Annotated in this window: 21 protein-coding genes; 11 read left to right on the plus strand and 10 right to left on the minus strand. The window is 42.8% G+C overall.

The window, feature by feature from the left end; genetic code table 11:
- Window positions 1-80: 80 nt before the first annotated feature.
- A complete protein-coding gene (gene hisC, locus ACP7AA_RS05260) occupies window positions 81-1223 on the minus strand; it encodes a histidinol-phosphate transaminase (protein ID WP_426222837.1) in 1143 nt (380 codons plus the stop codon).
- Window positions 1224-1347: 124 nt separating this feature from the next.
- Entirely contained in the window at window positions 1348-2529 is a 1182-nt protein-coding gene (gene pheA, locus ACP7AA_RS05265; RefSeq protein WP_201618585.1) for a prephenate dehydratase, read from the minus strand.
- 498 nt (window positions 2530-3027) lie between these two features.
- Between pheA and ACP7AA_RS05270 the strand changes: the two genes are divergently transcribed.
- Together ACP7AA_RS05270 and ACP7AA_RS05275 are read left to right on the plus strand one after the other, a co-directional pair.
- Entirely contained in the window at window positions 3028-3969 is a 942-nt protein-coding gene (locus ACP7AA_RS05270) for a transaldolase (protein WP_426222838.1), read from the plus strand.
- Between the two features lie 154 nt (window positions 3970-4123).
- Window positions 4124-4618 carry a hypothetical protein gene (locus ACP7AA_RS05275; protein ID WP_201563407.1) on the plus strand — a complete coding sequence of 165 codons (495 nt, stop codon included), beginning with the start codon at window positions 4124-4126 and terminating at the stop codon, window positions 4616-4618.
- A gap of 90 nt (window positions 4619-4708) precedes the next feature.
- Here ACP7AA_RS05275 and ACP7AA_RS05280 read toward each other — a convergent pair whose 3' ends face one another.
- The gene (locus tag ACP7AA_RS05280; protein WP_201618588.1) at window positions 4709-5278 is read right to left on the minus strand and encodes an adenine phosphoribosyltransferase; all 570 of its coding nucleotides are present in this window, start codon (window positions 5276-5278) and stop codon (window positions 4709-4711) included.
- Between the two features lie 343 nt (window positions 5279-5621).
- Between ACP7AA_RS05280 and ACP7AA_RS05285 the strand changes: the two genes are divergently transcribed.
- Together ACP7AA_RS05285 and ACP7AA_RS05290 are read left to right on the plus strand one after the other, a co-directional pair.
- Complete coding sequence (locus ACP7AA_RS05285) at window positions 5622-5786, plus strand: rubredoxin (RefSeq protein ID WP_183618001.1); 165 nt, start codon at window positions 5622-5624, stop codon at window positions 5784-5786.
- 28 nt (window positions 5787-5814) lie between these two features.
- Complete coding sequence (locus tag ACP7AA_RS05290) at window positions 5815-6861, plus strand: alpha/beta fold hydrolase (protein WP_426222839.1); 1047 nt, start codon at window positions 5815-5817, stop codon at window positions 6859-6861.
- Between the two features lie 128 nt (window positions 6862-6989).
- Here the strand turns inward: ACP7AA_RS05290 and ACP7AA_RS05295 are convergent, their stop codons facing one another.
- Complete coding sequence (locus ACP7AA_RS05295; protein WP_426222840.1) at window positions 6990-8024, minus strand: WG repeat-containing protein; 1035 nt, start codon at window positions 8022-8024, stop codon at window positions 6990-6992.
- Between the two features lie 527 nt (window positions 8025-8551).
- On the opposite strand from ACP7AA_RS05295, the gene ACP7AA_RS05300 reads away from it, so the two are divergent.
- Window positions 8552-9484, plus strand: a complete 933-nt coding sequence (locus ACP7AA_RS05300; protein WP_426222841.1) for a DMT family transporter — start codon at window positions 8552-8554, stop codon at window positions 9482-9484.
- A 148-nt stretch (window positions 9485-9632) separates the two neighbouring features.
- On the opposite strand, the gene ACP7AA_RS05305 is transcribed toward ACP7AA_RS05300, so the two are convergent.
- Window positions 9633-10952: a solute carrier family 23 protein gene (locus ACP7AA_RS05305; protein WP_406947517.1), complete on the minus strand. Its 1320-nt coding sequence runs from the start codon at window positions 10950-10952 to the stop codon at window positions 9633-9635.
- A gap of 665 nt (window positions 10953-11617) precedes the next feature.
- Here ACP7AA_RS05305 and ACP7AA_RS05310 point away from each other — a divergent pair.
- Window positions 11618-13051 carry an L-serine ammonia-lyase gene (locus tag ACP7AA_RS05310; protein ID WP_426222842.1) on the plus strand — a complete coding sequence of 478 codons (1434 nt, stop codon included), beginning with the start codon at window positions 11618-11620 and terminating at the stop codon, window positions 13049-13051.
- An 89-nt stretch (window positions 13052-13140) separates the two neighbouring features.
- On the opposite strand, the gene ACP7AA_RS05315 is transcribed toward ACP7AA_RS05310, so the two are convergent.
- The 3 genes from ACP7AA_RS05315 to xthA form a co-directional block, all read right to left on the minus strand.
- The gene (locus tag ACP7AA_RS05315; RefSeq protein ID WP_183617989.1) at window positions 13141-13539 is read right to left on the minus strand and encodes a DUF4377 domain-containing protein; all 399 of its coding nucleotides are present in this window, start codon (window positions 13537-13539) and stop codon (window positions 13141-13143) included.
- A 483-nt stretch (window positions 13540-14022) separates the two neighbouring features.
- Window positions 14023-15246 carry a bifunctional glutamate N-acetyltransferase/amino-acid acetyltransferase ArgJ gene (gene argJ, locus ACP7AA_RS05320; protein ID WP_426222843.1) on the minus strand — a complete coding sequence of 408 codons (1224 nt, stop codon included), beginning with the start codon at window positions 15244-15246 and terminating at the stop codon, window positions 14023-14025.
- A 141-nt stretch (window positions 15247-15387) separates the two neighbouring features.
- Complete coding sequence (gene xthA / locus ACP7AA_RS05325; RefSeq protein ID WP_201563420.1) at window positions 15388-16212, minus strand: exodeoxyribonuclease III; 825 nt, start codon at window positions 16210-16212, stop codon at window positions 15388-15390.
- 447 nt (window positions 16213-16659) lie between these two features.
- Between xthA and ACP7AA_RS05330 the strand changes: the two genes are divergently transcribed.
- The 4 genes from ACP7AA_RS05330 to ACP7AA_RS05345 all read left to right on the plus strand — a co-directional run bounded on the left by ACP7AA_RS05330 (window position 16660) and on the right by ACP7AA_RS05345 (window position 20998).
- Window positions 16660-17262, plus strand: a complete 603-nt coding sequence (locus tag ACP7AA_RS05330) for a thioesterase (RefSeq protein WP_426222844.1) — start codon at window positions 16660-16662, stop codon at window positions 17260-17262.
- A gap of 20 nt (window positions 17263-17282) precedes the next feature.
- A complete protein-coding gene (locus tag ACP7AA_RS05335; protein WP_426222845.1) occupies window positions 17283-18080 on the plus strand; it encodes an ABC transporter ATP-binding protein in 798 nt (265 codons plus the stop codon).
- A gap of 26 nt (window positions 18081-18106) precedes the next feature.
- On the plus strand, window positions 18107-18895 hold the full coding sequence (locus ACP7AA_RS05340; RefSeq protein ID WP_281491359.1) for an ABC transporter permease: 789 nt from the start codon (window positions 18107-18109) through the stop codon (window positions 18893-18895).
- A gap of 405 nt (window positions 18896-19300) precedes the next feature.
- Window positions 19301-20998 carry an AMP-binding protein gene (locus ACP7AA_RS05345; protein ID WP_426222846.1) on the plus strand — a complete coding sequence of 566 codons (1698 nt, stop codon included), beginning with the start codon at window positions 19301-19303 and terminating at the stop codon, window positions 20996-20998.
- Window positions 20999-21400: 402 nt separating this feature from the next.
- Here the strand turns inward: ACP7AA_RS05345 and ACP7AA_RS05350 are convergent, their stop codons facing one another.
- Complete coding sequence (locus ACP7AA_RS05350) at window positions 21401-21556, minus strand: hypothetical protein (protein ID WP_426222847.1); 156 nt, start codon at window positions 21554-21556, stop codon at window positions 21401-21403.
- 230 nt (window positions 21557-21786) lie between these two features.
- Here ACP7AA_RS05350 and ACP7AA_RS05355 point away from each other — a divergent pair, with 230 nt between their 5' ends.
- Complete coding sequence (locus tag ACP7AA_RS05355) at window positions 21787-23487, plus strand: AMP-binding protein (RefSeq protein ID WP_426222848.1); 1701 nt, start codon at window positions 21787-21789, stop codon at window positions 23485-23487.
- Between the two features lie 118 nt (window positions 23488-23605).
- Here ACP7AA_RS05355 and ACP7AA_RS05360 read toward each other — a convergent pair whose 3' ends face one another.
- Window positions 23606-24475: an SDR family oxidoreductase gene (locus ACP7AA_RS05360; RefSeq protein ID WP_426222849.1), complete on the minus strand. Its 870-nt coding sequence runs from the start codon at window positions 24473-24475 to the stop codon at window positions 23606-23608.
- Window positions 24476-24567 lie beyond the last annotated feature (92 nt).

Raw genomic sequence — 24567 nt, forward strand, 5'->3', positions numbered from 1 at the left:
AGCAAGCTGATATTAGCGTCATAAAATTGAATAATTAATTGAATCAGTTGCTTATTAAACGAAAGATAGCTGAGTTTTTATCAGTCATCAGTCAAGATTGAACGTAGGGTATCAATCAGGCGCATATTATCTTCTGCAACCCCTACCGTGATACGTAGCCAGTTAGGCAAGCCATAACTCTCTAGTGGACGGACTATCACGCCCTGCTCTAGCAATGCTTGATGAATAGAAGCAGCGGTTATGTCCTCCATCTCAACTTCTATTTCAACCATAATAAAGTTGGCATGCGACTTGATAAACCCTAACCCTAGTGCGTCAAACTGTTTTTCTAACCAGCGCATTTGCTCTTGGTTATTGAGCCTCGATTTTTCAATAAAATCTTGGTCAGCAAGCGCCGCGGCGGCAGCGGCGAGTGCCACCCTACTGACATTAAATGGCTGACGAATGCGATTGAGTAAATCTGCGACCGGCACTGAGCTAAGCGCATAACCAACACGTAAACCCGCCAATCCGTAGGCTTTTGAAAAAGTACGTACAATAATCACGTTATCAAATTCATCGAGCAGCGCCCTATTGTTACTCTCAGGGCTATATTCGATATAAGCTTCATCTAACACGACCAATACCGAGCTTGGCACACTAGCGACAAACGCACGTAGCTCTTCATGCGCAAGCTGGGTGCCGGTTGGATTATTAGGATTGGCGATAAACACCATCTTGGTATTAGGATTGTCCGCTACCGCCTGACTCATCGCCTTTAAATCATGACCAAAGCGACTGGCAGGTACTTCTATGCCTGTCGCTCCTTGCATTTTGGCCAGCATCGGATAAATGATAAAGGCGTATTGGCTATAAATGATGGCATCATCACTACCGGCAAAACTACTCGCTAGAATATATAATAAATCGCTAGAACCATTACCCAAGGTAATTTGCTCGACACTGACATCATTGACATCAGCAAGCGCTTGCTTGAGATAATAACCATCGCCATCAGGATAACGTGCCAACTCACCCAATTGCTCGGTAATCGCGAGCGTAACGTGCGGTGAGCAGCCCAGTGGATTCTCATTGCTGGCAAGCTTTACCACGTCTGAGACGCCATATTCACGCGTCAACTCCTCAACCGGCTTTCCCGTTTGATAAGGCGCCAGCTCTAAAATACTGTCATAAGCAGGCATTAGCGGTGATAAATTTGACTCTGTCGAATGAGATGACTGCATGATTTATCCTTAAAGGTGATAACGCATTTACTGCTGGTTAATACCTGTTTAGTAATATCTACTTGTTAATATCTGCTTATTAAGCATTGCTAGCGGTTTGATAAATACTTTAACTAAGCCAGCTTTATAGCACGGCTTTTGGATAAGAACCTAGAATACGCAAATCTTTGACCAATGGTCGGATATCAGCAATCGCTGCACTCACATTTGCGTCTTCAATGTGTCCATCCATATCGATAAAGAACACGTAAGCCCATTTATTCGGACGTTCAGGGCGGGTCTCGATACTGGTCATCGACACGCCATGATAAGACAAAGGCTTTAAGATTTCGATCAGGGCGCCCGCTTTATCATGCGCTGAAACCATAATTGAGGTTTTATCGTGTCCTGATGGCGCAATGGCTTCATGACCGATAATTAGGAAACGCGTGGTATTGCTTGGATTGTCTTCGATGTTTGAGTAAAGCTTATGTAAATCGTACTCTGCAGCAGCCACATCACCGGCAATCGCCGCTGAATGCCACTCGTTTTTGAGGCGACGGGCTGCTTCGCCATTACTTGATACTGCCACGCGCTCGACATTTGGATAATTAACATCAAGCCAATGACGGCACTGCGCCAATGATTGCTGATGCGAGTAGATACGGCTTAAGCCATCTATCTTGGTATGTTCAGCAACCAAGAAATTCTGGTGAATAGGCAACTCAACTTCACCGATTATCTTTAACGTAGAAGATAAGAAACCATCTAAGGTATGGTTAACCACGCCCTCTGATGAGTTTTCAACTGGTACCACACCATACATCGCCGTGCCCGCTTCGACTTCGCGAAAGACGTCAGTAATGGTATTTAGTGGCACAGTATCAGCAGCTTTACCAAAGTGCTTTAACGCTGCAGCATGGGTAAAAGTACCAACAGGACCTAAGAAAGCAATACGTTGCGGCGCTTCTAAGTCGAGGCAGACCGACATGATTTCACGGAATAAGCGTGCCATTTTTTCATCGGCAATAGGTCCAGTATTACGCTCCATTACCGCTTTTAAGACTTGCGCTTCACGCTCAGGACGATAAAAAATAGGATTGGTCTTTTCAGCATCAGGACTATTGGCAACGTGGTTTTTCTTCACGGTTGCCACTTGCTGAGCCAGTTTGGCACGATTGTTAATCAGCGTCTGAATTTCGCAGTCTACCGCATCAATACTTTGGCGCAATGTGTTTAAAAACTCTTTATCAGTTGCAGCCTCGCTGACGCTTGCAGGGGTTTGGTTTATCTTGTCTACATTTTGCTCTGGTGACTGCTCACTCATTACCGCCCATCCTTTTTCTAATGTTGTTACTAAAGTTTATAACTGTTAGCTATGACTGTCTGTGCAATATGCTTGTTTTAATAATAAATGCTTACTTACTTTTGATGTTTCGCGCGCGCCAAACAGCTGATCGGCTCTACTATAGCAAAAACTATCGACAGTGCCCATTCGTAAATGCGCGTAAACGGTCAATTTTCTATAAATCTTAGCACAGTTATACCCTATAACGACTAAGCTCTGTGAAACTATCAGGCTACAGACGCTTAAATCTATGATACAGTTTAAAGGCTCTTATTAAAGGCGCATAGTTTTAACAGCGTATAAGCTTAATAGGTTTAAGTTCAAAAAACCGCTAAGACGCTATTGCTAAGCAAAATCCCAAGCAAGACCACCATGATAAACCGCTGTATGAATAAAAAAACATCATGGACAACAAATTTAAATAACACCGCTAAATAAGAACATAACAACGTTAATTGACCATACCAAGGATATCTGATGAGCGCATTACAACAGCTTCGCACCATGACCACTATTGTCGCTGATACGGGCGACCTTGCCGCCATTGCGCGCCTAAAACCCATCGATGCCACTACCAATCCCAGCCTCATTACCAAAGTGCTCATTCATCCGGATAATGAAGCCATGCTGTCAGAAACCATGAGTCGCCATCGCGGTGATATCGATGCGGTGATTGATGAGCTGACCATTCAAATTGGCTGTAATATTCTGGCATTGATTGAAGGTCGCGTTTCAACCGAAGTCGATGCACGCTTGTCTTATGATACCCAAGCGACCATTGATAAAGCCTTAAGCTTTATGGAAGCCTATCAAAAAGCAGGTATCGACTCAGAGCGCGTCTTGATTAAGATGGCAGCAACGTGGCAAGGGATTGAGGCCGCACGTTATCTTGAAACTCAGGGTATTCACTGTAACTTAACCTTATTATTCGGTCAGCATCAAGCGATTGCCTGTGCCGATGCTGGTGTGACGCTGATATCCCCATTTGTAGGGCGTATTTTAGATTGGCAAAAACGCCAGCAAAACCGCCAAAACGTCCCCGCTTCAGACGATATGGGCGTGCAATCGGTCAAGCTTATTTATCAATACTACAAGCAGCATGGCTATAAAACGCAAGTGATGGGAGCCAGTTTCCGCTCGACTGAGCAAATATTGGCATTGGCGGGTTGTGACCTGTTAACCATCGCGCCCAATCTTATCGATGAGCTGGCAGCGATGGATGTTGAAGTGATACGCCAGCTATCACCAAGCATGTCAATGGATTTGGCCGACATGACCAAAGTCAGCTTAACGCACGACGAATTCAGTGCCGCTTATCAGCAAGATACGGTCACACAAGACTTATTACCTAAGGGTATCGATGGCTTTATCGGTGCGCGTGATGAGCTTGCGAAAATGCTAGCAGACATGCGTGATTAACAACCAAACTTACTATATGTCCGAGATCTCTGCCTGCTAATCACGAGTGCTAAGATTGCCACAGCGTGAACCGCTTGTCATAAAAGAAATTTGCCTGCCCCTATTAAGTTGGCTATGATGAGCGACTTTATATAACAAAAAGCAAGGCTCGATTATGAAACGGCTAGCAGTGATATTAGCAGGTAGTACGCTTGCAATGAGTGGCTATGCGGCAAACTGGTTAGAGGTATCAAAAAGTCAGACTGGCTCTATTTTTAGCTTAGATTTGGATTCTATCGAACGCTCAGACATTCATATTATTGACGAAAAAGCAGTCGAAAATATTACCGTCTCGATTCGTAGAACCTATCCCGCGCCAAAAACCGTGGTGACAAAGGATAGTAAAGAAAAAGACAGCAAGGAAGGTAAGGACAAACAGACTAAAGAAACCGACATCCATCATAGCGACCAGCAATTACTCATCTCTTGTAAGGATTCTAGCTACTATCGGCGCGCTTACGTCAACTACGCTGCTGACGATAAAGTGTTAAAATCTTGGCAATCAGAAAAGCCGATATTGACGACCAAAGACTTTAAGGTGACCAAGCCAAAAACAATTAGTCGCATGCTAGTAGAGCAGGCCTGTAAAAGTTACCAGCAAGATAAGTAACGCAGGTCAAGACGAATCAACAAAGTACATGCCATTAAAAAGCGCGCTGAACTATTCAGCGCGCTTTTTATTATGCTAAAAAACTCTTCTCTAAGCTTTTAAAACCGTATAAACCGGCACAGGGAATTCGCCGTGTAAATCAACAAGGTCTAACAATACCAAGGCACCAACTACCGTGTGCTTAGCAGACTTGCACAGCTCATAAGCAGTCATCAGCGTGCCGCCAGTAGCCAAAATATCATCGACCAACAGCACGCGCTCAGGTGGCAAATTATTTTGCATCTCAAGCATGTCTTTACCATATTCTAAGGCATAAGCTTTATTGGCAACCGGTGGTGGCAATTTGCCAGGTTTACGCAGCAAAATCATACCTTTACCCAAGCGACCTGCGAGCAAACTGGCAAATACAAATCCGCGCGCTTCCACTGCACCCAAGCAATCGACGTCATCAAGCAGACCCACAGGCAGTACAGCTAGCATCTCATCAATCACAGCATTAATATGACTGCGCAGTAACGGGGTAATATCATAAAAATCAATGCCAACTTTTGGGAAGTCTGGTACTGTGCGAATGATTTGCCAAAATGGATGATCGGTATTGAGTGTCGGCGAGGATTTGGTTGTGGTATTAGCTGATGAAACGTCGGCAGTAGCGCTCATGATAACCCTTTGCGTATAGCACTGGAAGAGGATATGACAGTGATGGTCGATATCTCAATTGGTAAAATTGGTAGTGAGAATTATAGCATAATCGACTTTATGGCGGAGATAAAACTGGCGAAGTTAGCACTACTAAAACCATTAAGTGGGTACTCTACGACTTGATAAAAGCTGGTTAATCTCAATATACAAGTGTAAACTTAACTATGAAAATTACGGTTATATGATAAACTACGTGCGTTTTTACGGTCTAAATATTGACTATAGTAGTGAATATAAGCCTTAAAAAAACACCTAGTAACACTGGTTTTAATAACAGTGACAATAATCGATAGGACTATTTATGAAACGTTATGAATGTATTGTCTGCGGCTGGATATATGACGAAGAGCTCGGCTGTCCTGAAGAAGGCATCGCGCCTGGCACTAAATGGGAAGATATCCCTGATGATTGGATTTGCCCAGAATGCGGCGTTGGCAAGCTTGATTTTGAGATGCTCGAACTTTAAGCCAATGACCGTTTAAATAGGATACTTCATGACACAATCAAACCCCATCAATAGTGCGCCTAGGATTTTAGAAGCGCCTGAGATTTCAGAGGAAAATGGCAATTATCCAACCCCTGAATGGCAGCAATTTGGCGACCATAATTGGCGTGCATCCGACTTAAGCGAGCATCTTTATCAATCGATGATCGATATCGGCGATGGCATTGAGCTGTGTGTTGAGGCAGGTGGTGATCCCAAGAATCCGCCGTTACTTATGATTATGGGGCTTGGCTCACAAATGGTGTTTTGGCCCAATAGTTTCATCAAGCGCTTTATCGATGCCGGTTTTTTTGTAATTCGTTTTGACAATCGTGATATCGGCTTGTCGTCCAAAGTACAGATTGATGGTTTGCCGCGTATCAGCCAATTAAAAATGATGATGCGTCTGCAAACGGGACTGTCGAATAAAGGCGCGCCGGTTGCTTATAATTTAACCGACATGGCAGAAGATACGGCGCGTTTAATCAAAGCCTTAAAGCTTGGTAAAACGCATCTGCTTGGCGCTTCTATGGGCGGGATGATTGCTCAAATCGTTGCCGCGCGTTATCCAAGTTTGGTACAGCGCATGGCCTTGATGTTTACCACCACCAATCGTGCTTTTTTAAAGCCGCCCAAACCCAAGCAGTTATATACCCTGATCAACCGCCCTGAGAGCCACTCTGAGCGCGATATCGTGCGGCATAGCGTCTGGTTTATGAAAACCGTTGGCACACCAGGGCACGTCAATGTGCGCATGGTACGTGACATCGCCAAGATACGTTATCAGCGTAATTTTCATCCGCTTGGTACGGTACAACAGCTCAATGCTATCTTAGCTTCTGGCTCGATTAGCAAATATAGCAAACAAGTTAAAGCACCGACGATTGTGCTGCATGGTAGCGCTGATGGTCTGTTACCCGCCTCACAAGGTCGAGTGGTTGCAAAGACCATTCCTAATGCAAGCTTTCATTTAATCGAAGGTATGGCACACGATATTCCCGAATACTATCAGCCCTATATGGTCGATTTAATTAGCAAGCACTTGCTAGAAAAATGACCGTTTACGTCTAAGGCTAGTCCGCCTCAAGCAAAAAAAGAGTGTCAGAGCGATGAATAACCTATCGCTCTGACACTCTTTTTTTGCCGGCAAATTTAAGCGTGATATTAAATGATAAGTCTTAAGTATCAATCACATCCAATACTATCACCCTCTTTATCAATACACATTTTATTGCCATTTTCTAAATTGCCAATCCAAGCTTTGCCATTCGTAAATACAAATGCAGGTTGGTCTTTATAATGATCGCTCGCATTCACACCGTTATTATCAAAGCGAAAAGGAATCACTAACTCACCGCCTAAATTGACAAAGCCCCATTCATTATCGATACGCACGCCCGCCAAACCTTCAGAAAATGGTCGCACGTCATCGAAAGAATAGGTAATCATAGACACATTATTATCGTCAACAAAGCCCCATTTGCCGTCTTGTTGCCGTGGCTGCAAGGTGGTAAAACTACGGGACGGTGGCAACTTTTGCGCAGCTTCATTGCTACTAACAAGTGTACTTTTCGAATTTTGACTAGCAGCCTTGCTATTTAGGTCAGAGGTAGGTTTGCCGTTTTTATCCAACCAGCTGATAGCTTGATTTTTACGTACGCGCGTCATGCCGCTACGATAATCGTCAATATCATTAATTGCAGCGGAAAATGGTATGACTGTCTTGTTGGCAGTATCTACAACCCCATAATGACCGTTTTGCTTGACCACAATGCGACCTTCAGAGACGGGACGCGCCCAACTTTGTCCTTCTTTGAGCATATCGTACATCGCAGGAATAACCTCGCGACCTTGCATATTGACGTAGCCCACCCGACCATTACGCAGCACTGGTAGCAAGCCGCCCGATATTTTGTCAGCATCTACTCTTTGATAGCGGGTTAAATCAAGCACGCTTTTGCCTTGCTTATCAATCAAGGCAACTGGTGCACCGTAATCTTTTATGGCTAAAAAATAGCCGCTACTAGAGGTACAAGAGACATTTTTATAATAGCTTTTGGGTATTTTGCAGCTAGCGGCTTGCGCATTTAACGTCAAAAAAAACGTAGCAGCTATGATGCTTATGACAGACAGGCGCCCGACAAAGATTGCACGCGATAGTTGTCGCGGCAGTGTCAATAAGAAATCTATTTTTCGTTTCGATATAGAACGTTGCAGCATAAGCAAACCTAGACTAAAAATAATAGAAGCTCTGTAAATATAGAGTGAGTTCATTATAAAAACCATATAGCGGGACTGTCATAGATTTTTTGAAGCCTCTGGAGTGCAAAGCGCACAGCAAGCGAGGAAAACTTACGACAGTTTCGCGTAAAAATATCATGTCTCTATTTTATATAGAATTGACTATATTAAGTTAAGTATTTGAAGAGTATCGCTATTTTAAACATGACGCACTTTAAACTACAAATGAATGTTAGAGTAACAAATGGCAGCACGTGCGCCAATATTATTGCTGTGAGAAGGTGACCGCTTTATTTATCTAAGGTGGATGATACGTCATTATAAAATAAATCGCGCCAAAGCATTCCAATTTAAGAGTAAAACACTGACAATATGGCCTGTCTATATAAACCAGCTCTTGATAAACCAGCTCTTGATAAACCAGCTCTTGATAAACCAGCTCTTTAGCAAACAACACTTAGAAAGTATTTTAAAAAAGTATCATAGTAATGAGATAAGGATATTGCATGGCTATCGCCTCTTCACGCTCCGCCGCTACTGGCTTGGTCATTGGTTGCGTCATTTTTGGTTTGGGCAGCTTAATTGTCGCTCATGTCGATATCGGCGGCTGGGCAATGTCATTTTGGCGACTGGCTATTTCAGGCGTGGTCTTTGCTATATTGGCTAAAATGACAGGACAACGACTTCCACGCTCAAAGCGGGCTGTTTTTTACGGTCTATTATCAGGCGCGTTTTTAGGACTCGATTTAGCGCTATGGCATGAGAGTATTTATGCGGTCGGTCCCGGTATCTCAACCTTATTAAACAGCTTACAGATTTTCTTTTTAGCGGCCATTGGTTTTTTATATTTTAATGAGCGCCAATCTATCGTGCAGCTTATCAGTTTATTTTTAGCCATGCTAGGCGTGGCAATGATAGGTAGTCCTGAATTTGCGCAAAACACCGCGGCGACTTGGGGGTTTGTCACGGGTATCGTTTCAGGCGCTATGCTTGCCGCGTCGATGACCTTTATCCGTAAGACCCACGATACTGAGCCAACGCCGATATTTATGCTCATGCAACTGATTAGCATCGGCGGCGTAGTGGCAATGATTGTCCCGATGTTTGTGTTCGATATGGGCAATATCTTGCCCAATACGTGGTCTGAGATTGGTTGGGTATTGATTTATGGCACCGTGATGCAATGCTTGGCTTGGGGGCTTATCGCCTACTCTATTCCTAAGTTGTCCTTGGCATTGACAGGGCTGCTGTTATTGACCGAGCCCATTGCCGCCTTGGTGATTGATTATAGCTGGCTTGATAAACCGATTAATACTTTACAATGGAGCGGCGCATTGCTGACCATGTTTGCCATTTATTTAGGTTCATTAAAACCTAAACCACGCGCGCTACGACGTTATCGGTTTTTTTCACGATTTTATAAACGTGACTATAAATAAAGAACGCAGCAAATAACAATGTTTATAAATAAGCGTCATAATAAATAAAAGCCACAATAATTATTGTGGCTTTTGCTTATCAATATATTAAACTCTTTAATTTTATGAGTAAAACATCACTCTTTTTAACAGTGAGCCTTTTTGACGATTAATCTTTTTGTCTATTAAATAAGGCATTAAGCACAATCGCGGCTAAGGTAGCCGTACCAATACCACCCAAATCAAAGCCGCCTAGATGCAAGCTAAAATTACCCGTACCCATAATAACGGTGACCGCAGCAATGATTAAATTGCTGTTTTTGCTAAAGTCGATATGATTGTCTATCCAAATTTTTGCCCCTGCAATCGCAATCAAACCAAATACCACAATAGATGCGCCGCCCAATAAAGCCGCCGGTATCGTTTGAATAATTGCGCCAAACTTTGGTGATAATCCAAGCAAGATAGCCACCAGACCTGCTACCACAAAAATCGTCGTGCTATATACTTTGGTCACAGCCATGACACCGATGTTTTCTGCATAAGTGGTCACACCTGTACCACCAAAACCTGCCGAAAACGTTGTCGCCAAGCCATCAGCAAAAAATGCCCGACCCATATAAGGCGTTACTCGCGCTTTAGTCATACCTTCGACTGCTTTAAAGTGCCCTAAGTTTTCGGCCACTAAAATAAAGGCAACAGGCGCAATTAATATAATCGCACTCATCTCAAAACGCGGTGAATGAATACTTGGCAGACCAAACCATGACGCTGCTGATACACTAGTAAAGTCAATCGGAACGCCATAGCCAAGCACATTGGTCATAAAGAAATAAGCGATATAAGACAATATCAAGCCAACCAACAGCAGCAAACGGCGCAGCATACCGCGGGTAAATACCGCCACCCCACTGATAAGCAATACCGTCAGCGTGGCCATCCATGCATCAAACTGGTTGGCAGACACCCCTTGAATGGTCACTGGTGCTAAATTCAAACCAATAATCATCACAATTGCACCGGTAACAATAGGCGGCATCAAACGCTCAATCCAGCCTGTACCCGTCTTCATGACCAATAGACCTATCAACGCATAAATGATGCCGCATGCCATGATACCGCCCAAGGCGACATTCAAATTGTCATTAAATCCCACGCCTGCATAAGCCGTCACCGCAATAACCGGGCCAATAAAGGCAAAGCTTGAGCCCAAATAACTAGGCATGCGCCCACCGGTAATCATAAAAAACATCACCGTACAAATACCAGACATCAAAATGGCCAAATTGGGGTCAAAGCCCATTAATAATGGCGCCAGCACCGTTGCCCCAAACATCGCAAAAGTATGCTGCACACCTAATAAAACGCTCTTTGCGGGCGGCAAATACTCATTGATACCGACCGGATCACGATCCAAATCACCGCCATACGGACGCCACGTTGGAAACCAACGACCATTATCAAAGTCTGGATTGTGCGGATAACTCATCGCAGCTGCATCAATACCAGCCGCTTCTAATGCATTGTGCGAAGCAGATTCTTGGGTGCTATTTTCGGGGTTTGGAGAATGAGGTTCGGGAGTTGTCATGCGCTGTCCTATTTGAGCTGAGAGAATACGAGTCAGCTAAAAAACTGTGGGAAATACAACTATGAAAAATACAACTATGAGAATACAGATATGAATTCAGTCAAAACGATAACAGCTAAGTCATGCCAATCATCAACAACTATAGAGGAATTAAAAAACGATAACAGCAGGAAAGTCATTTACTTTGACCAAATATAGACCGTCAAATAGGTTCTATTAAAAGTAGTTTAAGGATTTCTGCGACGTTGTTCACTATATAGTGTTAGCAAGATTACAGGATGTTACACAGGTAATGGCTGCGAGCATGATAACGGAGTTCTATGATAAATAAAAGTTATTATTCAGCAGGTCTCTGTACGCCTATACTGAGAGACATTTATAGATAATATCCCATGTTTTTTAAATACTCACATTTATTAAAGTGTGCATTTAAATAAATGCCTGCCCTTGTCATTGTGCTGTATTTATCAAGGCTTTTGGAGCCGTTATCTATTATCTTTTTTCACACCAGTACTTAAGCCTATTTATCACATACGCTGATGCACTGACAATTTATTGGTATTTATATGATTAGTGTTTTCGACTTATTTAAAATTGGTATTGGACCGTCGAGCTCTCATACGGTCGGGCCCATGGTGGCGGCCAACTTATTTTTGACGTCATTACTTAAGCAAAGCCCATTAACGACGATTAAAAATATTGAAATCGAGCTTTATGGCTCGTTGGCCGCTACTGGTAAAGGGCATGCAACCGATACGGCGATATATTTGGGTTTACTGGGACATACGCCGAGTACCATTGATACCCGCTTGACTGGCGAATATCTAGCGCCTATTTTTGCTGATAAACAGCTTAATTTATCAGGTAAACATATTATCGACTTCGATAGCGAGCGCGATATGTATTGGTACGATGATACGGTATTGCCTTATCATCCTAATGCCTTAACCATCCGCGCGTTATTGGCCGATGGTAGCAAGTACCAGCAAACCTATTATTCGGTTGGTGGCGGTTTCGTTATCAACGAAGATGATGCAAACAATCCCGATGAGGACCATGCCAGTCCAACGATTGATATCGTTCCCTACCCGTTTAATACTGCCGCAGAGTTGCTTGAACAATGCCGTGAGCATGGGTTAAGTATCAGTGAGCTGGTACTCGCTAACGAGTGTCACTATCGCAATCAAGCGGATATCTTTAGCTATTTAGATACGATTTGGGAGGTGATGCAGGACTGTGTGACCCAAGGTTGTAAAAACAGTGGTATTTTACCGGGCGGACTTGATGTTAAACGCCGCGCTCACGATTTACATAATCAACTATGCGCTGAAAAAGACTTGCCTATTGCCAAAACCGATAAGCTCGCAGCGATGGATTGGGTTGATTTGTATGCACTTGCCGTCAATGAAGAAAATGCCAATGGCGGTAAAGTTGTCACAGCACCGACCAATGGTGCGGCGGGTATTATTCCTGCGGTCTTGCACTATTATCGTGATTTTTTACCCAATTATAACCAAGATGGCGTCCGTAAGTTTTTATTAAATGCCACCGCCATTGGCAGCTTAATTAAACAAAACGCTTCTATCTCTGGGGCTGAAGTGGGCTGTCAAGGCGAAGTCGGTTCAGCCTGTGCCATGGCAGGTTCGGCATTGGCAGAGATTATGGGCGGCTCGCCAGCGCAATGTTTGAATGCTGCTGAGATTGGTATCGAGCATAATTTAGGTCTGACTTGTGACCCGATTGGCGGCTTGGTGCAAGTTCCCTGTATCGAGCGTAATGCGATGGGCGCGGTAAAAGCCATTAACGCCGCTCGTCTTGCCTGCCGCGGCAATGGTCAGCACTTTGTCTCATTGGATAAAGCCATTGAAACCATGAAGCAGACAGGCGCGGATATGTCTGATAAATATAAAGAAACCGCACGCGGCGGTCTTGCCATTTATGCTGATAACCGCATCCCCACGGCTACCCGCGGCGTTAGTGTGAATTACAGTCAATGTTAATGCAAATAATGACTGTCATTTTTTAAAATTAAAACCAAAAAAAGCCTCTAATGATTAGAGGCTTTTTCTATAATAATCTACAACTAAAATTATTCAGCTGTTTTTGAAACCACTTCGTTTAGAATCCAAACTGGCTTAACCACCTGAGTCGCTTCATTCATAACCGCTTCTTGGCGCACATCTAAAATATAGCGATAATTTGGCTCATAAGTGAAGCCTTGAATATTACCGTTTAAAGGGGTGTAGTTTTTCTGATAAGTCTGACGATATTGTAGGCATTCTGACTCAATTTTATTGCCATTAGCATCTGGCAGCTCACAAACTGCTTTTAGAGGTGCTATTTCTATTTTAAAGCTTGGAATGTTAACCACTTTGACATTCATCGCTTCGCCTTCAACCACCATAGTACGCTCATCATTCATACCCATGGTAGAACAGCCTGATAAAACAAAAGTCGTCATCAATGCAGCAATTGCTAATTTTTTCATTATTAAATCCTCAGTTTATTAGTATTAATCATTACCTTTTGAACCCATTTTAATCAATTGTCATTATTCAAAAGGTAGTAGGCATTTATGAAGATACTGTGAATGAAAGGTTCGGTTTTGAATCTACTATAACTATAAAGTCAAAGCTATAAAATCGAGATAGAGTCAATTTAGGTCAAATTACCCAACCTCCATCTGTACCGTCTATTGTTTACTGCAGCTAGTATAGGTCGTCGAACCCCTTAGCCTCTATAACTGCTTTGTAACGTAACGTCAGCTTTTGCAACTGATGTTAATAAACGGTTTTTATTCATGGTTTTTTATTACCGGTCTTTTATTAACAGTGATTTATTAATGAGAGAAATCACAGTATTGAATAATTCGGCATTGGATTATTTAGTATTGAATTATTTAGTATTAGACATAAAAAAACGCTCAAAACCATTTCAGCTTTGAGCGTTTGTATAAAAATATAAATGATTTTTAGCTACGATAATCCGCGTTTATTTTGACGTAATCGTAAGATAAATCGCAGGTATAAACGGTATCGTGAGCATCGCCACGTGCCAAATCAATATGAATGGTAATCTCAGGACGACTCATAACCTCTTTGCCAGCCGCTTCCGTATAAGTCGGAGCCACACCACCATTTTGACAAATCATCACTTCATCTAGATAAACATCGACTTGCTCGGTATCAAGGTCGTCGATACCAGCATAACCAACCGCTGCTAAGATACGACCCCAGTTGGCATCACTGGCAAAAAACGCCGTTTTGACCAGTGGTGAATGGGCGACCGCATACGCCACATCGCAGCATTCTTGCGTGGTATTGCCACCCGTGACTTTTACCGTCATAAACTTGGTGGCACCTTCCCCATCTCGTACAATCAATTGTGCCAAGCGCACAAACACTGCCGTTAAGGCGTCAAATATCGGCTGATAATGCGGATGCTCTGGGCTATCAATAATCTCCGAGCTCGCTGTTCCGGTTGCAATCAAAACGCAGCAATCATTGGTTGAGGTATCACCATCGACAGTAATGCGGTTAAAGGATTGCTCATTAATTTTGCTCAGCATTTCTTGCAATAAATCAGCGGCGATATTAGCATCAGTGGCCACATAGCCAAGCATAGTCGCCATATTGGGGCGTATCATTCCCGAGCCTTTTGACATACCTGTAATATGATAGCTGATAGCATCGACGTCAACCTTTTCACTGGCAAGCTTTGGAATCGTATCCGTCGTACGAATACCATTGGCCGCGGCCAGCCAATTATCGGCGGCCAGATTGGCTAAGGCATTGTCTAAGCCTGCGATGACAGCATCACTATTTAGTGGCTCGCCTATCACGCCTGTCGAAAATGGCAAAACAGTACTGACATCCACGCCAGCTTTAGCAGCTAGAGCGCTACAGATATCAACCGCGCGGCGTTTACCATCAGCGCCCGTACCGGCATTGGCGTTGCCGGTATTGGTGATTAAATAACGCGGGCTGGCTTTAGCAAAGTGTTCACGTAAAACACGTACCGGTGCGGCACAAAAGGTATTTTTTGTGGTCACAACCGCAGTGTTGGCGCTATCAGCAATCTCTATCACCACCAAATCATCGCGGTCTTTGTAGCGTACGCCTGCAGCGGTGGCGCTTAGTTTAATCCCATCAATAGGATAAATCGTATTCGGTATTGCAACGTTGCCGACAGCCATCATTCAATCCTTATTCATCAATGCTGATGCATTATTTATTGGTTATAAGTTATCTTTATAAAATCTTAGTTATACGCTCTTAGTTTTACAGTCTTAGATATAAAACTTGGTGATTAAAACCTGCTGTTTTTAATCAAGCTATTATACTTTATTTAAGTCAAACGCTGCCCAAATTGGCGCATGATCAGAGGGTTTTTCCATGCCGCGTAGCTCATAGCTAATACCCGCATCAACGCAGTGCTCTATTAAATCCGCTGTACATAAAATGTGGTCGATACGCAGACCACGTTTCGGCTCATCATTAAAACCGCGACTGCGATAATCAAACCAGCTATATAATTCGGTACTCTCTGGATAATGCAGACGATAAGTATCGGTCAGCTCGCGTGACATCAAGTCACTATACCATTCACGCTCTTCAGGTAAAAAAGAGGTTTTTCTATTTTTCAGCCAACGCTTGGCATTGACCTCGCCGATACCAATATCGACATCTTCTGGGGCAATATTCATATCACCCATGATAATTAGCGAGCGCCCTTCTGCTTTTAGCGTATCGATATAGGTCATCAAATCTGCATAATAGGCACGCTTCATAGGGAATTTGGTCGGATGGTCTTGACTCTCACCTTGCGGGAAATAACCGTTAAGCACATCCACTTCACGGCCATCGAACACATAGCGCGCATGGATAAAGCGTTTTTGCGCTTCTGCATCTTCACCAGGGAAGCCTTTTTGTACAAAAATAGGCGCAACTTTCGATAATAACGCCACGCCATAATGCGCTTTTTGACCAAAGTACTCGACGTGATAACCCAAGCTCTCGACATTTTCGAGCGGAAACTGCTCATCATGCACCTTGGTCTCTTGTAGACCCATCACATCAGGGTCGATTACCTCTCGCACCGCCTCTAACTGATGTTGACGAGCGCGGATACCATTGATATTAAAACTGACAAAACGGGTCATAAACTGTCCTATACTAATGAATTAAAACAAAATACTGCTATAAACGAGTATTGCTATTTAAACGATCCACACTTTAAAAGTGCGACCATTAAATAGTGCGGCTATAAAATAAAGCAGAGCGGCAATATATAGTGGATTCACTTTAAAACAGAGACAGTGCGACTGGAATGAATTTTTCGTAGCCTCTGTGATAGCTGCAAGCAAGGAAAATTTATCCCAGTCGCACCTAAAGATTAATATATCGATTTTATTCTGAACTGACTATATAAAGGTTTATGATAACAGACATCGGCAAGGCTATCTGTTGCGCGCCCTTATCTCTTACGATAGAGTAGCTGTTAAAAGCAGCCACAGATGCGTTACCGATTTTTTCTTATTTTTATAACCATATCTATGAATGTTTAAACCCTAAAAATAAATTATTAAGTAAATTTACTGAGCAACATTATGACAATTATGAATAAAAACACTCATACAACACCTATTAGCGCAAGCACACCGCTATTTGCCACTGATTATAATGTATATATTAACCATACTGATGCGGGCGGCATAGTTTACCATGCCAATCATTTAGTATTCTTTGAAAACTGTCGCCGTGACTGGTTTACCAAGCTTGGTTTAAATGGCTATTTTTTGCAGACCGATGATGGTGAGATTCAGCATTTTGTCGTCAGCCAAGCAGACCTGCAATACAAAAAAGCCATTCTATTAGATGAAGTCATTAATGTACGTATCGATAAGGTCGAATTAAAACCTGCCAGTATTGTATTTTATCAAAGCATTCATCGCCTAATGCCAACTGTAGATGCAAATGATGATACTCAAGCAAACACTGCTTTTTTAAACAGCAATTATTCCAACAATACCTTGTTAAGCAGCACTAAAATCGTTATCGCTTGCGTGCAAAATCAAATCACGCCAGCTTCTATATCTGATTCTGGTTCTGATGCGACTGCCAACCATAGTGCACCTATGCGTCCTATTCGCGTACCGCAAAAATTACGCGAGACCATTGAGCAAGCGCTCATACAACACGCTGGCAAGTAAAACGATTGAACGACTAGGCTATGAGCGCCAATAAGACGGATAATAAGGCTTTTATGCTAGCATTTGAAGATATTTGGGTCCATAGCAAGCGCGCGACTCCGCTCCCTACTTACCGCCGATGGTTCACAAAAAGACAGAAGAGTTCAGCTTCCGACGATGCTTTATCCATTAATAACCGTGCATTGATAAGTGGTGCCAGTGGTATATTACTGGCTGGGCAAGTGACGGTTTTGACTGGCGCTTCTGGCAGTGGCAAGTCTGTCTTATTGCGCATACTAGCAGGGCTGCTGCCTATGACGACCGGCGACGTTTGGCTACAAAGCGATGCGCAAAAGAGTGATACTCGTGATAGCATTCATGAAATAGCACCCATGCATTGGCGCTCGCAGGTTGCCCTTCTCGCGCAGCAGCCACAATTGCTAGAAGGCAGCGTTATTGATAACTTGCAATTGCCCTACCGCTTGGCAAACCATCAACAAAAGCACTTTAATATCGACTGGCACATCGAGCAGCTTGAGCATTTAGAGCGTACCTCTGACTTCTTACAACAAGACGCCAACACTCTGTCGGGTGGCGAGCGGCAACTGGTCAATACACTGCGTTTATTGCAATTAAACCCGCAAGTATTGTTATTGGATGAACCTACTGCAGCCTTAGACGTCGATACGTCAGCGAAACTCGTGCATTTGCTTATCAACTGGTTACGTCGTGAGCCGACGCGCACATTATTGTGGGTAACTCATGACACGCAGGATATTATGCCATTAGCAGATAAACATTGGCATATGGATGCCGGCGTTTTAACCAAAGTAGATTAACCTTGCCTTTATAACGAGCTCTCGTGATGAGTACAGATAACATGCAAATCGTACTGACTTATGCTGATATTGCGCTTGCCAGCAGCTTGATTATTATCGTGCTGGTCGTGTCATGGTTTTTACGTCTAAGATTGACCAAAACACTTGTCATTGCTGCTGTCCGTACGGTGATACAGCTTAGCTTTATCGGCCTGATATTGGCATGGATTTTCGCTCGGGAACAATGGTACGAAGTCCTTATTATTCTGACCATCATGACTTTGATTGCCGGTAGCGCTGCCAAAAATCGAGTCAAACGCACGTATAAGGGCTTGTTAGTTGATACGTTAATCGCTGTCAGTACATCAGCAGTATTGGTTACGGTCATCGCTATTAGTCTGATTTTGCAAGTGCAACCTTGGTATACGCCGCAATTTATCATTCCTATACTGGGCTTAATACTCGGCAATTCTTTAACCGCTATCTCCCTGACCAGCAATCAGCTTATCGAAAATCTCCATGGGCAACAAGGGCGTATCGAGATGATGTTAAGCCTTTCTGCCAAACCATTTGAAGCGGTACACGAACAGATACGAGCGGCTATCATCAATGGCATGACGCCCACCCTAAACTCGATGCTGGTTGTCGGTATTGTCAGCTTACCGGGTATGATGACTGGGCAAATACTTGCCGGTGCCGACCCCACCCAAGCTGTACGTTATCAGATTGTAACTATGTTTTTAATCTGCGTCAGTAGCACCCTTGGCTGTACGATAAGCGCTTTACTTATTTATCGGCGATTTTTTAATAAAAAACAGCAGTTCATCCTACCATAACGACCGTTGGTCATCTTTTGATTGCATAATTAATAAATTTATTTATCCGCATTTTATATGTACTGGCCAGTACGCTCATGCTAATATTACCTTTACTTAGATTCATGCTAATGTATTGCTTAAATGTATCATTATATGGACGATACATTATTTTTTAGTTGCGAATAATTGGTAAAAACGCTTTAAAATTGAGTGTCACTTTTTAAGATGATCATATTTATTTAAGACCAATGCTTTTATCATTCATCAAAACTGAACAACAGTAACAGAAATTGGTAGTCCGTCAATAGATAAGGATATTATCGAACTCAGCGGCAATTGTTTTAAGTCAGCGCTGATTTTTTTATTGACACGGATATGACTGCTTAACGATAGAAACCTAATTGAACTTCCAGGACGCTGACTATGACGTTGAATAAACCTTGGCTTGCCCAATATCCTAAGAGTGTGCCTAAAACTATCGATCCAGATAGATATGGCAGCATCATGGAGCTCTATGAAGAGTGCTTTGACCGCTTTCGTCTGCATCCAATGAGTATCTGTATGGGTGTGACCCATACTTATGATGACATTGATAAAGCATCGCTTGCGGTTGCCGCTTGGCTACAGGCGCAAGGACTTCCTCAAGGGAGTGTGGTTGCACTGATGATGCCAAACGTGCCGCAATATCTGCCAACGATGATTGGTATTTTGCGCGCAGGTTATGTCTGTACGCCAGTCAACCCTCTCTATACCGGGCGCGAGCTCCGTCATCAGCTAAATGATTCCGGTGCGAAAGCTATCTTTGTCGTCGATAATTTTGCGCAAGCACTCGAGCAAGTCATTGATGAGACCAATATCAAACATATTGTCTTATCGAAAATGGGCGATATGATGGGTCTAAAAGGTATTTTAGTAAATACCATTATCCGTCAGGTCAAACGCTTGGTGCCCAAATACAAGCTCAATGACCCTAAGCATGCAGTGACCAAGTTTCCTGATGTGCTAAAGAAAGGCCGAAACCTGCCCTTCCAAAAGCCAAAGATGTCATTGGATCAAAAAGCCTTTTTGCAATATACCGGTGGTACGACGGGCTTATCTAAGGGTGCCATTTTATCTCAGCGTAATATCGTCGCAGGGGCCATGCAGTCAGAAGCTTGGACGCGTCCTATTACCTCAGAGATTAATGAGGTTTATATTAATATGGTGATGGCACTACCGCTCTATCATATTTTTGCCTTTATGCTGAGCTCGCTCGGTATGCGTGCAGGTTATACCTTTATCCTAGTACCCAATCCACGTGATATCCCCGGATTTATCAAAACCTTATCAAAACAGCCGTTCCATATCTTCCCTGCGGTTAATACCTTGTTTAAAGGATTACTGGATCATCCAAATTTTAAAGACCTTGATTTTAGCTCACTGCGTATCTCGCAAGCAGGTGGTATGGCGGCGACCGAACAAACAGCATCACGCTGGTTAGAGGTGACTGGCTGCCCCATGATTGAAGGTTGGGGTATGACTGAAGGCGTGGCCGTTGGTACTGCAAACGTCGTTACTGACCGTAAGTTTAATGGCACGATTGGCGTTCCTGTCCCGAGTGTTGATGTTATCATTATCGATGATGAAGGCAATCGTGTTGGCGTCAATCAAGCTGGTGAGATGTGCGTTAAAGGTCCTAATGTCACCTCAGGCTATCTGAATAGAGATAGTAATGATGACTTTACGAAAGATGGCTATTTCCGTACCGGCGATATCGTCAGCATGGATGAAAAAGGCTACTTTAGACTATTAGACCGTAAAAAAGACATGATTTTGGTCTCAGGATTTAATGTTTTCCCTAACGAGATTGAATCCGTCATGCTGGACTGTGAAGGGATTATTGATTGCGCTGTGATTGGTATTCCTGATGAGCGTCAAGGCGAGGCAGTCAAAATCTATGTCATTCCTGCTGATAACAATGTCACTAAAAACTCGATCAAAGAGTTTGCTTTAGATAATTTGACCGGTTATAAATGCCCGCGTCATATCGAATTTGTGACTGAATTGCCAAAAAGTAATGTGGGTAAAGTACTGCGTCAAAAGCTGCGTGAGAAACATATCGCTGATAATCCACAGCACTAATTAAGGTAAAAGTTCAATATCTTAGTCATAAAAAAGTCATAAAAAAAGCGCCCTATCTTCACTATAGAGCGCTTTTTTTATGCTTTAATTATTCTTCTTTACTACTAAAACTTTACGCTTTGTAACTGTTCAGTTAGCTAAACTAAGATGACATTAAGAATGTTTTTAGGACGTTTTTAGTAAAATTAATGACTTATATTTGTAGTGCTATGTATTATATGATTTGGCTGCCCTTTCATCTTATATTAACAACCACTTGTCTATTTTAGCTTGCAACACAGTTTTTTTATTTTATCAAACTGAATTATAAACTAACAAGTTCTTGTATAGGAATAACAGACTCAATTGCAGTTATGTTAATGTATTGCGAAAATATGTTACGCTATTATTTATTGAATGATATTAGATATTGATAGTCTCTTCAATTGAGGTTAATCGACCAACCTTGTCTGGATGTGATATTTTTTCAGTACTACCTTTTTCAGTACTACCTTTTTCAGTACTACTTTTTTCAGTACTACTTTTTTCAGTACTACCTTTAGTATCAACAGCACTCACTAGCCATTTAATCTACTTAAGAGCTAATGCTTGGTAGTTAAATATTTTTTAATTAAATAATCTTGTAATCCATGATATTTGTATAAAGGCCACCGTATTTTAGCAGTCTGTGAATAAATAGGATAACACTCGGCAATCCATCGATGCTAGGGCGATGATGGTATTGTTGACAGGGACGTGACTACTTTTTTATAGAACCTTAACTTATCGCACATTTAAGGACGCTAAGTATGACCACTGATAAGCCTTGGCTTGCTCAATATCCAGAAAACGTACCAAATACCATCAATCCTGATCAATACGAAAGTCTTATAGAGCTTTATGAAGAGTGCTTTAATCGCTTTCGTATGCACCCTATGACGATCTGTATGGGTGTGACCCACACGTATGGCGATGTTGATCACGCCTCGCTTGCCGTTGCCTCATGGTTACAAGCGCAAGGTATTCCTAAAGGCAGTGTCGTGGCACTTATGATGCCAAACGTACCGCAATATCTGCCGACGATGATTGGTATTTTGCGTGCAGGCTACGTTTGTACGCCTATTAACCCTCTCTATACCGGTCGTGAGCTGCGCCATCAATTAAATGATTCTGGCGCTCAGGTTATCTTTGTGGTTGATAACTTTGCGCAAGCGCTTGAGCAAGTCATTGAAGAGACAGCTATCAAGCGTATTGTCCTATCAAAAATGGGCGATATGATGGGTTTAAAAGGTATTTTGGTGAATACCGTTATCCGTCAGGTCAAACGCTTGGTGCCGAAGTACAATCTTAACGATCCTAAATACAACGTCACCAAATTCCCTGATGTGCTAAAAAAAGGCAAAAACTTACCTTTCCAAGCGCCAAAAACGGCTTTGCAACACAAAGCTATTTTGCAATATACCGGCGGTACGACAGGCTTGTCTAAAGGTGCTGTACTCACTCAGCGCAACGTCGTTGCCGCTGCAATGCAGTCGGAAGCTTGGTATCGCCCGATTACCTCAGATATTAACGAGGCTTATATCAATATGGTGATGGCGTTACCGCTATATCATATTTTTGCCTTTATGCTGAGCCTGCTCGGTATGCGTTCAGGTTATACTTTTATATTGATACCCAATCCACGTGATATGCCTGGATTTATCAAGACCTTATCAAAACAACCGTTCCATATTTTCCCTGCGGTTAATACCTTGTTTAAAGGGTTGCTTGATCAGCCGAACTTTAAAGACTTAGATTTTAGCTCGCTACGTATCTCGCAGGCAGGCGGCATGGCAGCGACCGAACAAACAGCGGCACGCTGGTTAGAGGTGACTGGCTGTCCAATGGTTGAAGGTTGGGGTATGACCGAAGGCGTTGCTGCCGGTACAGCCAACGTCATCACAGATCGGAAATTTAACGGTACTATTGGTATTCCTGTCCCAAGTGTCGATATTATCGTGGTCGATGATAACGGCGAAACCGTTGGCTACAATCAGGCGGGTGAGATGTGCATCAAAGGGCCAAATATTACTTCAGGCTACTTTAATAAAGACAACACCAACGACTTTACTAAAGATGGTTACTTCCGTACGGGCGATATTATCAGTATGGATGAAAAGGGTTATATCACCCTACTTGATCGCAAAAAAGACATGATTTTGGTCTCAGGCTTTAACGTTTTCCCTAATGAAATCGAGTCAGTTATGCTTGATTGTAAAGGAATTGTTGAATGTGCTGTCATCGGCATTCCTGATGACCATCAAGGTGAGGCTGTCAAAATCTATATCGTCCCTGCTGATAACAATGTCACCAAAAGTGACATCAAAGAGTTCGCTATTGACAATTTAACGGGCTACAAATGCCCACGCCATATCGAATTTGTCAGCGAGCTACCAAAGAGCAATGTTGGCAAAATACTACGCCAAAAACTGCGTGAAAAACATATGCTAGACAATCCGCAAACCTTGTAGTATTGAAGACTTAAAAGTTTCAACAGTAATAAAAGCCCACTATATAAAATGTAGCGGGCTTTTTGTTATTTTAATTCTGTCTGAACTGTTTCTGGCATAACTAGCAAAACAACTGATATCAGCTGACCTTATTAACCACTTGTAACGGCAAATGCTTCATGGCTTGACCGACAATCGACCACGGTAAACTTGGTACACAAGCTTCGTTTACTCTTGCCTCAATCGCGGCAACGATTGATGTCGTGCCTGTCTCTGCATCGACTTCAAACGGTAAAGGTTTGGCATTTTCATTGATTTCGGTGCGCACATAGCCTGGATAAATGGTGGACACTTGAATCGGCAGCTTGGTTAAGAGCATATCAGCCCGGATACCCTCTGCTAAATGCGCCAAGCCCGCCTTACTTGCGCCATAAGCGGTCAAATGCTTAGGCAAGCCGCGCATCGCTGACATACTTGATATCGCCACTAAATGACCGCTATTTTGTGCACGGAAGATATTCATCGCTGCTTCACATTGAGCGAGCGCAGAGACAAAGTTAATCTCAACGGTACGGCGGTTGGTATCAAAGCGCCCTTTACCAATACGGCGACTATCACCGATACCGGCATTCACCACCACGCGATCGATATGACCAAAATCCGCTGCAAAGGCATCAAACACTGTAAAAATCGCATCGTAATCGCTGACATCTAAGATTCGATATTCGACACGAATATCAGGATATTGAGCCAATAATTCTGCTTTTAAATTTTCTAAACGCTCGGTACGGCGGGCACAAATCGCAAGGTTATAACCGAGTTTAGCAAACAATCTTGCCATGCCCTCGCCCAATCCTGAGCTGGCACCGGTGATTAAAATCGTTTTACCACGTCCAACTTGCTGCTCGTTCAAGCCTTTTAAGTAACGAGCTGGTTGAATCGCACTAAATAGCTGATTTTTACTTTGTTTGGCGCTGTTGGTGACCAAATTTATCAAGGTATTTTTCATGGACTATCCTATCCTGTTGGTATCAATACAAAATGACGTCAATTGTCTATCATAGCGTAAATTTATATAATAAGTTTAGCACTTATAGCGTA

Origin of the sequence: Psychrobacter sp. DWR1-2-3 (genome assembly GCF_049896465.1) — a bacterium.
In the GTDB taxonomy this organism is placed as follows: Bacteria; Pseudomonadota; Gammaproteobacteria; order Pseudomonadales; family Moraxellaceae; genus Psychrobacter; species Psychrobacter maritimus.